This is a genomic window from Streptomyces sp. 8N616, assembly GCF_052246385.1.
Classification (GTDB): domain Bacteria; phylum Actinomycetota; class Actinomycetes; order Streptomycetales; family Streptomycetaceae; genus Streptomyces.
Genome location: NZ_JBQQBY010000010.1, coordinates 18146 through 31746, shown reverse-complemented (window position 1 = coordinate 31746; position 13601 = coordinate 18146). Strand labels below are relative to the sequence as shown.

10 protein-coding genes and 3 pseudogenes are annotated in these 13601 nt (G+C 72.7%); 6 read left to right on the top strand and 7 right to left on the bottom strand.

What is annotated here, in order from left to right; all coding sequences use genetic code 11:
* Positions 1–341: 341 nt before the first annotated feature.
* Complete coding sequence (locus ACTWQC_RS11355; RefSeq protein WP_443315488.1) at positions 342–2015, top strand: SWIM zinc finger family protein; 1674 nt, start codon at positions 342–344, stop codon at positions 2013–2015.
* Positions 2016–2350: 335 nt separating this feature from the next.
* On the opposite strand, the gene ACTWQC_RS11350 is transcribed toward ACTWQC_RS11355, so the two are convergent.
* From ACTWQC_RS11350 to ACTWQC_RS11340, 3 genes and pseudogenes are all read right to left on the bottom strand, one after another.
* The gene (locus tag ACTWQC_RS11350) at positions 2351–3052 is read right to left on the bottom strand and encodes a hypothetical protein (RefSeq protein WP_443315487.1); all 702 of its coding nucleotides are present in this window, start codon (positions 3050–3052) and stop codon (positions 2351–2353) included.
* Positions 3053–3236: 184 nt separating this feature from the next.
* Positions 3237–3563, bottom strand: a pseudogene (locus tag ACTWQC_RS11345) (LysR substrate-binding domain-containing protein); the annotation flags it as partial.
* Between the two features lie 102 nt (positions 3564–3665).
* Positions 3666–3824 (bottom strand): annotated as a pseudogene (locus ACTWQC_RS11340) (IS701 family transposase); the annotation flags it as partial.
* A gap of 128 nt (positions 3825–3952) precedes the next feature.
* Here ACTWQC_RS11340 and ACTWQC_RS11335 point away from each other — a divergent pair.
* A pseudogene (locus ACTWQC_RS11335) lies at positions 3953–4548 on the top strand (thymidine kinase).
* Between the two features lie 70 nt (positions 4549–4618).
* On the opposite strand, the gene ACTWQC_RS11330 reads toward ACTWQC_RS11335, so the two are convergent.
* On the bottom strand, positions 4619–5392 hold the full coding sequence (locus tag ACTWQC_RS11330) for a VOC family protein (RefSeq protein WP_443315486.1): 774 nt from the start codon (positions 5390–5392) through the stop codon (positions 4619–4621).
* A 314-nt stretch (positions 5393–5706) separates the two neighbouring features.
* Here ACTWQC_RS11330 and ACTWQC_RS11325 point away from each other — a divergent pair, with 314 nt between their 5' ends.
* Positions 5707–6546, top strand: a complete 840-nt coding sequence (locus ACTWQC_RS11325; RefSeq protein WP_443315485.1) for a sulfurtransferase — start codon at positions 5707–5709, stop codon at positions 6544–6546.
* A gap of 579 nt (positions 6547–7125) precedes the next feature.
* Here ACTWQC_RS11325 and sepH read toward each other — a convergent pair.
* Positions 7126–8193, bottom strand: a complete 1068-nt coding sequence (sepH, locus tag ACTWQC_RS11320) for a septation protein SepH (protein WP_443315484.1) — start codon at positions 8191–8193, stop codon at positions 7126–7128.
* Between the two features lie 445 nt (positions 8194–8638).
* Positions 8639–9946: a D-arabinono-1,4-lactone oxidase gene (locus ACTWQC_RS11315; protein ID WP_443315483.1), complete on the bottom strand. Its 1308-nt coding sequence runs from the start codon at positions 9944–9946 to the stop codon at positions 8639–8641.
* A gap of 380 nt (positions 9947–10326) precedes the next feature.
* Between ACTWQC_RS11315 and ACTWQC_RS11310 the strand changes: the two genes are divergently transcribed.
* Both ACTWQC_RS11310 and ACTWQC_RS11305 read left to right on the top strand, forming a co-directional pair.
* On the top strand, positions 10327–11478 hold the full coding sequence (locus ACTWQC_RS11310) for a ferrochelatase (RefSeq protein ID WP_443315482.1): 1152 nt from the start codon (positions 10327–10329) through the stop codon (positions 11476–11478).
* Positions 11475–12275, top strand: a complete 801-nt coding sequence (locus ACTWQC_RS11305; RefSeq protein WP_443315481.1) for an inositol monophosphatase family protein — start codon at positions 11475–11477, stop codon at positions 12273–12275. Before ACTWQC_RS11310 ends, ACTWQC_RS11305 begins: the two co-directional genes overlap by 4 nt.
* Positions 12276–12450: 175 nt before the next feature.
* Here the strand turns inward: ACTWQC_RS11305 and ACTWQC_RS11300 are convergent, their stop codons facing one another.
* The gene (locus tag ACTWQC_RS11300; RefSeq protein WP_443315480.1) at positions 12451–12624 is read right to left on the bottom strand and encodes a hypothetical protein; all 174 of its coding nucleotides are present in this window, start codon (positions 12622–12624) and stop codon (positions 12451–12453) included.
* Between the two features lie 322 nt (positions 12625–12946).
* On the opposite strand from ACTWQC_RS11300, the gene ACTWQC_RS11295 reads away from it, so the two are divergent.
* The gene (locus ACTWQC_RS11295) at positions 12947–13600 is read left to right on the top strand and encodes a response regulator transcription factor (protein ID WP_443315479.1); all 654 of its coding nucleotides are present in this window, start codon (positions 12947–12949) and stop codon (positions 13598–13600) included.
* The last annotated feature ends 1 nt before the right edge of the window (position 13601 follow it).

Genomic DNA, 13601 nt, shown 5'->3' with positions numbered 1-13601 from the left:
GGCGCGGCGAGCTGCCTCAAGTCCGGTTTGATGGCGCCCCGTACGAAGTCGTTCCACTGGAACGGGAGAGCATGCTTCGGAGATGGCGACGTGGCGCGCGTCGGATGGGGAGGACGCACCGCCCCTCGTGCCGGAGCATCGCGTCCCGCACGGCCGGAGCTGCGCGGGAGGGCGGCGCCGTTGTTCGATCGGAGCCATGCCGACCGGCGCTGCGCCGACGCCTCAGGAGCCGTCCTGCTGACCGAAGTCACCCGGGCGGTGCTGGAGCGGGGCCCGGCGTGCCGGGGTGACTCTAGGCTGGCGGAGCATCAAGTGCACGGATTGGGCGGGGCGGTAGAACCATGGGCGGCTTCACCGAGGCGAATCTCAGGGCGCTGGCCGGTGTCCGTTCCTTCAAGCGTGGGCTCGGGTATCTGGATGCGGTGTCCGGGGTCGAGGTCGGGGATGGCTGGGTCACCGCGACCGTCCACGGCACGGAACGGTACGAGGTGGAGCTGACCCTGGACGGGCCCGGCGAGCCGGCCGGCGAGTGCGACTGCCCGTACGGCTTGGAGGGCAACTTCTGCAAGCACCTGGTCGCCCTCGGCCTGACGGTGCTCGCCCGGTCGGAGAGCCTGCCGCGGCAGCGGAAGGCGGCCCGGGACCGCGCACGGGACCTCGACGCCTGGCTGTCCGAGCTCTCCAAGGACGAGTTGCTCGTCCTGGTGCGGGAACAGGTCGCCGAGGACCGGCAGTTGCGCCGCCGCCTGGAGCTGCGGGCCGCGAGCGCCCGAGGAGACCTCGCCGAGGTCCGGGCTCGCGTCCGCGAACTTCTCGACATCGGCCCGTTCGCGCAGTACGGGTATGTCGAGTACGCCGATGCCGGTGCCTACTCCGACCAGGCCGGGCAGGCGGTGTCCGCGATCAGGGCGCTGACCGGCTCGGGCCGGGCCGCCGACGCGATCATCCTGGCGCGGGAGGCGATGCAGCTGCTGGCTGAGGTGCTGGAGAGCGTCGACGACTCCGACGGCCGGCTCGGGCAGGTCGGTGGCCACCTCGCCGACGCCCACCGCGAAGCGTGCTGTGCGGCGCGCCCCGACCCGGAGGAGCTCGCGCGCTGGTTGGTCGGCCATGTGCTCGGCGACGCCGACGACCTCACCGACATCGATCCGCTCGACTACGAGGACGTCCTCGGCGAACGGGGGATGACCGCCCTGCGGAAACTGGCGGTCGAGGCATGGCGGGGCAACCGTACCGGCTGGGCCGAGAAGTACCTGATGGAACGCCTGGCCAAGGCGGGCGGCGACGTCGAAGCGGTGATCGCCGTGCACGCGGCCGACCTCGCACCGAACGGTCACACGCACCTGGTCATCGCCCGGGAACTGGACACCGCGGGGCGCCCCGACGAGGCCTTGCGCTGGGCGGAACGCGGCGTCCGGGACGCCCGGGACCCCGCCGCCGTCGACACCGCCCTCGTCGACTACCTGTGCGACCGCTACGCGCAGGCGGCCCGGCTTCCCGACGTCGTCGCCCTGCGCCGCGATCACTTCGGCGCCCGTCGCACCCTGCTCGCCTACCAGCAGTTGCGCGCCGCCGCGCGGGCCGCCGAGTGCTGGCAGGCCGAGCGCGAGAGAGCGGTGGCCCTGCTGCGCGCCGACGCCGGGCGGCGGCAACAGGGCTGGTACGGCGGCCCCGTCCTGGTCGATGCCCTGCTCGACGACAAGGACGTCGATGCGGCTTGGCAGGCCGCCACCGAAACCGGCGCCCACGACCGGCAGTGGCTCACCCTCGCCGACCGGGTTCGTGCCGACCGTCCCGCCGACGCACTCGGCGTCTACGTGCGCCTGGCCGAGCCGCTCACCAGGCAGACCGGCAACGCGGTATACGAGCAGCTCGTCCGCCTGCTGCTGAGCATCCGCGACTGCCACCAACGCCTGGGTACACCGGACGAATTCACCGCGTACATCACCGCCTTGCGCACCCTCCAGAAACGCAAGCGGAACCTGATGCGCCTGATGGACGAGCACGGTCTGTAAGCCCGGGCGGCACCTCGGGAGCCTACGCGGCCCTCGCGAACTTGCACGACCGATGAAGGTCTTGACGCGACCGGCGCCCCGGTCAGTCGTGCGCGGCCCGGCTGTTGCGGTGCGGCGCCCTGCTGGCGCTGCGACGGCTCTCGGACCTCGGGGCGCTCGTCCCGCAGCGCTGCGTCGAGCAGGGCGAACGCCCCGGCTCGGTCCGCGTCCGAGTCCCGGCGCAGCAGCGCCTGGACGATCGAGCACAGCGGCTCGTGCCGGCCATGCCGAACCTGCCGACCACCAGAGGGGCCGCCGGGAACAGGTGGCGCGCCGGACTTCACGGCTGTTCGGCGTCACACCACCAGGTCGGCCGCCCCGTCCAGCAGCACGCGCCGGGCCAGGTGGGCGGCCAGCCGCGTCTTGCCCACCCCGGCGGGCCCGACAAGAGCCCAGGTGGCGGACGGCTCGTCGAAGAGGGTATCCAGCAGGTCGGCCTCGGCACGGTGGCGGAACGGCCCCGCCTCGGCCGGAATGCTCCCGACGAGCGAGGGAGCATCGCCCGCGCCGTCGAGTGACGGTGTCCCCTCGGCGCGCGGGGGCGGAGTGGGCGCGGCCGACACGGGTGGGGGAGGGGAATGCGGCAGCGGACCGGGTGGCCGCGGGGGGTGTGACGCCGCCCCGGGGAGCAGCGGCGCGTGCGGCACCGGACCGGGTGGTGCCGTGGCGGCGTGCGTATCATGCCGCAGCCGCACCAACTGCCGAAGCTCTGCGGCGAGTTCGGTGCGCTCGCCGTCCGGCGCCGTCTCCAGCAGCATCTCGAACCGCGTCTGCCAGGCGGCCTCCAGCCGGATGCGTGTCCGTGCGTCGCGCGATTCCGCCAGCGCGGCCATGTCGCGGTCCAGCCGGGCCAGATGCTCCTGTTCGGCCCGCGCGTCACCCCGGCTCAGCAGCCGCGCTGCGAAGGAGCGTATGGAGTGCCACGCCTCGGTCACGGTGGCCTCGGCCATGGCGGTGCCGGCTGCCGCGGCCGCGGAGAGGCAGGCGTCGTCCAGCATGCAGCGCATCCCGCCCTTCGCGCGTCTCCTCTGCCAAGGCTGCATCCATAGAAGCACAATTGCTCCAGCGAAGGCCCCGATGCGAGCGGAGTGGAACGCTCTACGCGGTCGGTCGTGGGAACCCGTAGGGGACGCTCGACTCTCGTTCGAGAGAGGGTGGTTCACGACAACGAAGGCGAGCGCGCTACTTGTTGGGCTTGCTCGCGCGCGCCTCCGCATACTCCCGCACCAGCGGTCGCCGCCCGTCCTCCCGGCGCCATGCCAGGGCGTAGCGGCTGGGGCTGAGCTCCCGTACCGGCCGCGTCGTCACATCGCCCAGGGTGATCAGCCGGGCGTTGCCTGTGGCCACCAGGCAGACGCCGAGGCCCGCGACGAAGGCCTCGTGCGTCTCCTCCGTACCGGCGATCTCCGCGCCGATGCGCGGTGGGCGGCCTGCGCGTTCGTCCAAGGCGAGCCAGAAGTCGCGCAGCACGCCCGCGCTCGGCGGCAGGGCGAGGAACGGCTCGGCGGACGCCGCCGTCGTCCTGGACGCTCGCGCGCCCGGGCGGTACTCGGGCGCCGAGGTGCTGCTTACCGACGTACGGTCGGCCCTCCAGCCGAAGACCGTCGGCTAGCACGTCCTCGTCGTGTCCCGCTCCTGAGGCGTCGGCGGTCCGGTCAGGTACTCGCGAAACCCGTGCCGCTGCGCGAGGCTGACGAAGAGGTCATCGAACTGGGCTGCGTACGCCTCCAGCGGTCCCGGCGCGGCCAGGCACGGACGAAGGGCAGCCATCTTCAGCCCCCCGAGCTCGGCGGTTGGCTACCCACCATCGCCCTAAGAGCAGCCCGCCCCGCCGCCAACCCGAACTACCGGGGAAGTTTGATCCATGTGGCGATTGGTCAAGCAAAAGGACCCTCGCTCTGCAGATCGAGCACAACCGCTCGGCCCGGGGCCTGGAGGGGCTGATCTTCACCCGGGACGACCGGGCGGGCGAGGGCAAGCTCTCCTCCAGGCTCGGTCTGGTCACGAAGGCGACCGAGGCGGGCCCCGGCTTCGACTTCTACGCCCATCTCGTCGGGTACCTCTCTGCCGGCGGCCGCGCCGACTACGTGATCGCCGACGAGGCGCAGTTCTTGGAGCCCGGGCAGATCGACCAGCTCGCCCGGATCGTCGACGACCTCGGGCTGGACGTCTTCGCCTTCGGGATCACCACCGACTTCCGCACCAAGCTCTTCCCCGGCTCCCAGCGGCTGGTCGAACTCGCCGACCGAGTCGAGGTCCTCCAGGTCGAGGCCCTGTGCTGGTGCGGCGCCCGCGCCACCCACAACGCCGTACGGTGGGCGGGCGGATGGTCGTCGAGGGAGCCCAGGTCGTGGTCGGAGACGTCAACAGGCCCGAGGACGAGGTGGGTTACGAGGTCCTGTGCCGGCGCCACCACCGGCGCAGGATGACCGCGGCCGCCGCGCGGGCTGCCGCGCTGTCGCCCGATGTGCTGCCGGTCGACACCCGCGGATGACGGCTGCGGCTAGCGCATCACCCGGCGCCGCTGTTCAGGCCGTTGTTCAGGTTGCTGTTCCGGCCGTTGTTCAGCGCGCAACGGCGACGATCGTGAAGACCGCGCCCTCGGGGTCCTCGACCGTCGCGAGCCGCCCCATCGAAGCGTCCCACGGCGGCCGCACCACGCGCCCGCCCAGCTCGGCCACCCTGCGCGCCGCCGCATCCGTGTCGTCAACCGCGAAGTACGTCATCCAGTGCGGACCGCGGTCGCGCCGCAGCCCGTTCCCCACACCGTGGATCGCGGCCACAGGGCGCCCCTCCAGATGCAGGGTCAGGTCGTCGAGGCCGGCCGGGACGACCGACTCGGTGTCGTAGCCGAAGACGGCCGCGTAGAACTTCGCGACCGTCGAAGTGTCCTGGGTCAGCAGCTCGTTCCAGACGGGTGTGCCGGGCTCGCCGGACAGCTCCGCGCTGAGGTGCTCGCCGCCCTGCCAGACGCCGAACACGGCGCCCGTCGTGTCCGAGGCGATGACCAGCCGTCCGGCCTCCCCGGCGTCCAGCGGGCCCACGCCGACGGTGCCGCCGCAGGCGCGGATCTGCTCGGCCGTGGCATCGGCGTCGTCCGAGGCCATGTAGGTCGTCCAGGCGACCGGCAGGTGCCGCCCGCGGGGCAGCTCGCCGATCCCGGCGACGACCCGGTTGTCGAGATACGCGCGGACGTACGGGCCCAGTTGCCGGGGACCCGGACTGAACGTCCAGCCGAACAGGGCGCCGTAGAAGTCCTGGGTTGTGGACAGGCTGTGAACCATCAGGCTCACCCAGCAGGGTGTGCCCGGAGTGCGCCGAGTCGGTGCACCGGTCATCGTCACTCTCTCCTCGGACCATCGTGGTGGCCGTGCGGGGGCAGGGTGCGCCGCCGTACCTGTTGTGCGCTGCGGGCGCCCACCAGATGCTTGCACTCCAGCACGCGCAGTAACCCTCGACCGCGCCGCAATCGGCTGGTTCCCGCCGGACGATGCCCGATTTGGTATTTCGCTTCCTTTTCTGCGTTATTGCGGTTCGGTCTCGGCGGCCGTTGCTCATGGCGTACCTGTGCCATCAGGGGGTCGTTTCGGGCCTCGCGGGTGTGCGCGGGTGCACGGCACGGCGCAGGCGGGACTGCGCGAGGATGGGCACCATGAATGCCATCATCACCGCATCCGAACTCGCGGGCGAGTCCGCGGGCGAGCGCCCGCCGGTCCTGCTCGACGTGCGCTGGCAGCTCGGCGGCCCGCCGGGACGGCCCGCGTACGACGAGGGTCACCTGCCGGGAGCCGTCTACATCGACCTCGACACCGAGCTGGCCGGACCCGCGGGCGCGGGCCGCGGGCGGCACCCGCTCCCGGACCTCGACGTCTTCGGTGCCGCGATGCGCAGAGCGGGCGTCTCGGCCGACCGGCCGGTCGTTGCATACGACGGCGGTCCCGGGTGGGGCGCGGCGCGGGCGTGGTGGCTGCTGCGGTGGGCGGGACACGAGGACGTACGTGTCCTGGACGGCGGTCTCGCGGCCTGGACCGCCGAGGGGCGCCCGCTCTCGACCGTGGCCCCGGAGCCCGCGGAAGGCACCTTCGTCCCGCGGCCCGGTGCCCTTCCGCTGCTCTCCGCGGACGACGCGGCGGCGCTCGCGCGCTCGGGCGTGCTGCTGGACGCGCGGGCGGGGGAGCGGTACCGGGGCGAGGTCGAGCCGATCGACCCGGTCGCCGGGCACATCCCGGGTGCGGTGTCCGCTCCCACGACGGAGAACGCCACGGAGGACGGGCGCTTCCGGGCCGCGCCGGAGCTGCGGGAGCGGTTCGCGGCGCTGGGCGCGAAGGAGGAGGCGCGGGTCGGCGTCTACTGCGGCTCGGGGGTCTCGGCGGCGCACGAGGTCCTCGCGCTCGCCGTCGCGGGCATCCCCGCCGCGCTCTACGTCGGCTCCTGGAGCGAATGGTCCGCCGACCCCAGCCGCCCGGTGGCCACCGGCGCCGACCCGGGCTGACTCCCGCCAACTCCTGAGCCTCCGCCCGAAATCCGCCCCTTCCGGCCCAGGCCGAAATCCGTGCCACCCGCCCCTTCGGGATTCCCGGCCCGCCCGGGCGTTTTCGGGCCTCAGGCCGGAGTCGCTTCCGCCCCTGTGGAGCGGGCGGGATGGAACCCCCGGCCTCCAAGCGGGATTCGCGCCGCTCACCACGCCACGTTGTGCCCGTGCTTGACCGCACGGCCCCGCGGCGTGCGCCGCCCGGCTCCGGGCCGGAGCCCGTGCTCAACCGCCGCTTTCCCGGCCCCGGGGCCAAAGTCCGCGCCGACCGCCCCCTTTTGGGGCGGGTGGGCGGGAAGAAGGAACTCTGGGCCTTCGGCCGGGATTCGCCGCTCACCACGGCTCGTCGTGCCCGCGCTCGAGCGGAGGGCAGCGCGGCGAGCGCCTCCCGGCTCCGGACCGGAGCCCGTGCTTACCCGCCGTTTCCCCGGCCGCGGGCCGGGGTCCGTGTCCACCCGCCCCCTTCGGGGCGGGTTCGGCGGGAAAAGGGAACCCCCGGCCGGAGGCCGGGGGTTCCTCGTAGAGCCGCCTTGGGGCGGGTCAGTCCTGCTTCTTGCGGCGCGTGCCGAAGACGATCTCGTCCCAGCTCGGGACCGCCGCGCGGCGACCCGGGCGGACGCCGTCCGCCTCGGCCTGACGGTCCGTCGTGCCCGTGAGCCGGTCCCGGGGGGAGGTGACCGAAGGCGACACCAAAACGCCCGCGTACACGGAACCCGCTCCGGCCGCGGCCGGAGCCGCCGGCTCCGCCGGGGTCTCCGGCTCCTCGTCCGACTCCTCGGGCGGCGCCGCCGCAGGCTCCGGCACGACCATGTCGCCACGGAAGCTCGGCACCGCCTCCAACAGGCTGGTCAGCGAGTCCCGGTCGCCGCTCTCCTCCGTCTCCGGCGCGGGGGCCGGAGCCGACCGGTCGGCGGGCCGGTCGGTCCGCTCGGACCGTTCGTCCGTCCGCTCGCGCGGCAGCCGTGCGATCCGCGGCACGAACGGGAAGCTCGGCTCCGGCGTGTCGTCCGTCTCGCCGATCAGCGCCCGCGCCTCGTCGTCCACGGCCTGTACGAGCCGCCGTGGCGGGTCGTACGTCCAGCTCGCCGAGTGCGGCTCGCCCGCGACCCGGTAGACGAGCAGCACTTCCCAAGTGCCGTCGTCCCGCCGCCAGGAGTCCCACTGCACGGTCTCCCGGTCGGCGCCGCGCAGCAGCAGCCGCTCCGAGACCGCCTCCCCCAACTGCGGTCCGGTGTTCTCGCCGGGCCGGCGGACGGGCGTCTTCCTGGCCCGCTCGGCCATGAAGGCGCGCTCGGCGAGGACCGGGCCTTCGAAGCGCCGCACCCGGTCGACCGGGATGCCGGCGAGCTGAGCGACCTCCTCGGCGGAGGCACCGGCTCGTATACGCGCCTGGATGTCGCGGGGCCGGAGATGGCTCTCGACTTCGATCTCGATCTGCCCCAGCCGGGCGCGGTCGTTGCGCACGGCGGCGCGGAGCCGCTCGTCGATCGGAAGCGTGTACTCCGTGCTGTCCGCAGCCTTCAGCACCAGCCGTGTGCCGTCGTTGCTGACGGCCACGACACGCAGTTCGGGCATGGGGACCTCCCGGGTGGTGCCTGCCGACGTCACGTGCGTCGCTGCTTCCGCTAGACGAGTGTGGCCTGCCCGGGTGCAGCCTGCCACAACATTGCCGAGTTGCCCGGCGTGTCGGGCATGCGCCCGGATCAGCCGTTATGACACGGTTACCTATTTGCAACTCTCAGTGACCGTGCCGATCGTTTCTGCGCGCCGTTACCCGTGTCCGCCGCGGCTCCACCGATCCGAGTGCCGCCTCCGGCCCCCCGGTAGGTCCGGACGGCAGGATGGGATACCGGAGCCAGGGCTCGCCACAGTACTCCATTCGGGCCACCTGGGTGGACCCGCCGCGCCGCCGAACTTGTCGCCCGAAAGGGAGTTGGCCGTCGTTGCCGCGGAGACCACGTGGGGTTTTCACAGAACCCCCCGAATCGGAATGGATTACTCCGCTCACGGGGCCACCGGCACGGAGGGCGCCTCGGGCGGCAGTTCGGCCGGTTCAGTCCCCCAGCACGCGCCGCAGATACGCGTTGCCGAACACCCGCTGGGGGTCCAACCGGTCGCGCAGCGCCGTGAATTCGCCGAAGCGCGGATACACCCCGGCCAGGTACTCCGCGTCGCGGCTGTGCAGCTTGCCCCAGTGCGGCCGCCCGCCATGAGCCGTCATGATCCGCTCGACCGCGGTGAAATACGCCTGGTGCGGGGTGCCCTGGTACATGTGAACGGCGATGTACGCGGATTCCCGCCCCGACGCGGTGGACAGCGCGATGTCGTCGGCCGGGGCGACCCGTACCTCCACCGGGAAGCCGACCCGCAGATCCGAGCGGTCGACCATGGCTTTGAGCTCGCGCAGCGCATCGACCGCGGCCTCGCGCGGGACGGCGTACTCCATCTCGATGAAACGGACCCTGCGGGGACTGGTGAAGACCTTGTAAGGAATATCGGTGTAGGTGCGGGCCGAGATCGCGCGGCTCGAGATCCGCGCGATGCCGGGGATGGCGCCGGGCACGGCCCGGCCCACCGAACAGGCCGCCTGGAAGACGACGTTGGAGAGCAGCTCGTCGTCGATCCAGCCCTTGACCCGGCTGAGCGGTGCGGCGGGCCCTGCGCTGCGGTTGTTGCGCTTGGTGTTGCAGTGGGCGGTGTGCGGGAACCAGTAGAACTCGAAGTGCTCGTTCTCCGCGACGAGTTGGCCGAACTCCGCGGTCACCCGGTCGAAGCGCATCGGCTCCTCGCGCGCGGTCAGCAGGAAGACCGGTTCCACGGCGAAGGTGATCGACGTGACGACGCCCAGCGCGCCGAGACCGACCCGGGCGGCCGCGAAGACCTGGGAGTTCTCCTTCTCGGAGCAGCGGAGCAGCGAGCCGTCGGCGGTGACCAGCTCAAGTGCCGTGATCTGGGCGGCGATGGAGGCGGAGTCGCGGCCGGTGCCGTGCGTGCCGGTGCTGGTGGCCCCGGCGACCGTCTGCTCCATGATGTCGCCCATGTTCGTCAGCGACAGGCCTTCGGCCGCGAGCGCCTGGCTGAGCTGCTTGAGGGGCGTGCCGGCGCCGACCGTGACGGTTCCCGCGGCGCGGTCGATCTCCCGTATCCCGGTGAGCCGTTCCGGCCGTATGAGCACCCCGTCCGTGGCCGCCGTCGCCGTGAAGGAGTGGCCTGTGCCGACGGGCTTCACCGTCTGGCCGTCCTCGGCCGCGGCGGCGACGATCCGCGCCAGCTCCTCCGCGGAGGCCGGTGCCAGGGACCGTGCCGGGCGGGCGGTGACGTTCCCTGCCCAGTTGCGCCACGCGGTGCTCTTGTCGGTCATCTGCCGCAGCCCCTCCCCGCTCGGGTGCCGGCCTCGGCCGGCGGTACCCCAGGAATGCCACCGCCGCCGCGAGCGCCCCGGCCGCGGCCGGCACCGCGTACCCCGCGCGGGCCCGGCGGCGTCCACCACTGCGCCACGGCCGGAAACGGCAGGATCCCGGCCAGTTGGAGGGTGATCATACTCACGGTCCGCGTCGCGACGAATGGGTTGTGGGCATTCGTTGCGCCCCCGCGGAACGAATGCCCACAACCGGCGACGTAAGGCGCGTACACAGGCGACACAGCTTACGGGCGCCCTCGGGGCCCGGCGCCACCGGTTCACGGGGGTGAGCGCGGGGGCGGACCCGGCGCGGCGCAGACGAGGGTGGCAGGATCGAGGGCATGTCCGAACAGCCCGCCCACGCCCCGTACGACGCTCTGCTCCTCCTCTCCTTCGGCGGTCCCGAAGGCCCCGACGATGTCGTGCCGTTCCTGGAGAACGTCACCCGCGGCCGCGGCATCCCCCGTGAGCGTCTGAAGGAGGTGGGGCAGCACTACTTCCTCTTCGGCGGCGTGAGCCCGATCAACGCCCAGAACCGCGAGCTGCTGCACGCGCTGCGCAAGGACTTCGCCGAGCACGGCGTCGAGCTGCCCGTCTACTGGGGCAACCGCAACTGGGCGCCCTATCTGACGGACACCCTGCGCGAGATGGCGGCCCACGGCCGGCGGCGCATCCTGGTCTTCGCCACCAGCGCGTACGCCTCGTACTCGGGCTGCCGCCAGTACCGCGAGAACCTCGCGGACGCGCTCGCCACCCTGGATGCCGAGGGGCTGCCGCTGCCGCGGGTGGACAAGCTGCGGCACTACTTCAACCACCCCGGCTTCGTACAGCCCATGATCGACGCGACGCTCGCAGCGCTCGACGGGCTGCCCGCCGCCGTACGGGCCGGGGCGCACCTGGCGTTCACCACGCACTCCATCCCGACCTCCGCCGCCGACACCTCGGGGCCCGTCGAGGCGCACGGTGAGGGCGGCGCGTACGTCGCCCAGCACCTGGACGTGGCCCGCCAGATCGCCGGTGCGGTCCGGGAGGCCACGAGGGTCGACCGCCCCTGGCAGCTCGTCTACCAGTCGCGCAGCGGCGCCCCGCACATCCCCTGGCTGGAGCCGGACATCTGCGAGCACCTGGAGGAGCTGCACGGCGCGGGTGCTCCGGCGGTGGTGATGGTCCCGATCGGGTTCGTCTCCGACCACATGGAGGTCAAGTACGACCTCGACACGGAGGCCGCGGCCAAGGCCGAGGAGCTGGGGCTGCCGGTCACCCGGGCCGCGACCGTCGGAGCCGACCCGCGCTTCGCGGCGGGCATCCGCGACCTGGTTCTGGAGCGCGCGGCCGTGGAGCGAGGGCGTGCGGTGGAGCGCTGCGCGCTGGGCGCGCTCGGCCCGAGCCACGACCTCTGCCCGGTGGGCTGCTGCCCCGCCCGGGCGCCGCGCCCCGCCGCCGCGGGCGCCGACAGCCCGTACCCCCGACAGCAGGACCAGGGAGCACTGTGACCGACCGGCTCAAGGACGAACTCCTGACCCTCGCCCTGGCGGCCGCCCGCCGGGCCGGGGCGCTGCTGCGCGACAGCCGCCCGGCCGACCTCGGCGTCGCCGCGACCAAGACCAGCGCCATCGACGTGGTCACCGAAATGGACATAGCGTCCGAGAAGCTGATCACCGGCTATCTCTGCGAGGCGCGCCCCGACGACGGCTTCCTCGGGGAGGAGGGCTCGAGTACGGCAGGCAGCAGCGGCGTGCGCTGGGTCATCGACCCCATCGACGGCACGGTCAACTACCTTTACGGGCTCCCGGCGTGGGCTGTCAGCATCGCCGCGGAGATCGACGGCGAGACGGCTGTGGGCGTGGTCGAGATCCCGAGCCGGGGCGAGACGTTCCGGGCGGTGCTCGGCGAGGGCGCGTACATCGGGGACCGGCGCCTGGAGGCGCGCCCCGCGCCGAGCCTGGAGCAGGCCCTGGTCGGCACCGGCTTCGGCTATGTGACCGAGCGCCGCGCAGCTCAGGCCGAGATCGTGCGCAACGTGCTGCCGAGGGTCCGCGACATCCGGCGCGGCGGGTCCGCGGCGATCGACCTGTGCGATGTGGCCTGCGGCCGGCTCGACGGCTATTACGAGCGCGGGCTCAACCCGTGGGACTTCGCCGCGGGCGAGCTGATCGCCCGCGAGGCGGGTGCTCGCACCGGCGGGCGCCCGGGCGAGTCCCTGTCGACCAAACTGGCGGTCGCCGCCTCCCCGGGCCTCTTCGAGCCCCTCCAGCAGCTCCTGGACGAACTGGGCGCCTGGCACGACTGAGCCACTGCCCCTCCCGGCGGCCCCGGCCCTGCTGCCGTGCCCGCGGCCGTTCCGGCGCCGCCGGCCCGCGCCACGGGTCCCCCGCACACGGCGCGCGCCTTGCGGGGCCGCGGCCCGACGGACGCGAAAGCGCCCCGGCACCTTCGGGTGTCGGGGAGCTTCCGCCGGACCAGGGTCAGGAGCTCAGAGCGCCGATTTCCACGCCGTGCTCGGCGGCCAGGCGGTGCAGGTCGTCCAGCTCTCCCTGCTCCACCTCGGCGAGGAAGTCATCGCCCATCTCTCGAGCGCGCGTCAGGTCGGACTCCGTGGTTCGTATGCGCTGCAGCAGTCCTGCGGTGAACGCGTCCATTTGCGCCCCCTCGTCGTGGGTCGGTGGCACTGGGGGTGTGCCGACGGCGGGTGATCACGCGCCCGGACTCCGCGGGGGCGACCCGCGCTCGGCAGCCGCAAAAAGGGTGCCGTGTGGCATGCCGCGTACAGGGCGTGATCTCGGGTGTGCATTCGTCCTCCCCTCCCGTCACCTCAGGGAAACCTCAAGATGCGGAGATTCCTGAATTTCCCCTTCCGCCTGGACCCCTTACCCCCGGTTTATGAGCCTTCGAGGCAGGATGGAGGGGCTTCGACAGTTGGAAATCGGCCTGCCCACAGGCCCGTAGGGAAGGAAATGCGCCGTGCGCGTACTCGTCGTCGAGGACGAGCAACTGCTCGCCGATGCGGTGGCCACCGGACTGCGCCGGGAGGCCATGGCCGTCGACGTCGTGTATGACGGCGCCGCCGCCCTGGAGCGCATCGAGGTCAACGACTACGACGTGGTCGTCCTCGACCGTGACCTCCCGCTGGTGCACGGCGACGACGTGTGCCGCAAGATCGTCGAACTCGGCCTGCCGACCCGCGTCCTGATGCTCACCGCGTCCGGCGACGTCAGCGACCGCGTGGAGGGCCTGGAGATCGGCGCGGACGACTACCTCCCCAAGCCCTTCGCCTTCACCGAGCTCACCGCGCGCGTACGGGCTCTGGGGCGCCGTACGACCGTGGCTCTCCCGCCCGTCCTGGAACGCGCCGGGATCAAGCTGGACCCGAACCGGCGGGAGGTCTTCCGGAACGGCAAGGAGGTGCCGCTCGCGCCGAAGGAGTTCGCGGTGCTCGAGGTGCTGATGCGCGGCGAGGGCGCCGTGGTCTCGGCGGAGCAGCTTCTCGAGAAGGCCTGGGACGAGAACACCGACCCCTTCACCAACGTTGTCCGGGTGACCGTGATGACCCTCCGCCGCAAGCTCGGAGAGCCGCCCGTGATCGTCACCGTCCCCGGCTCCGGCTACCGGATCTGAC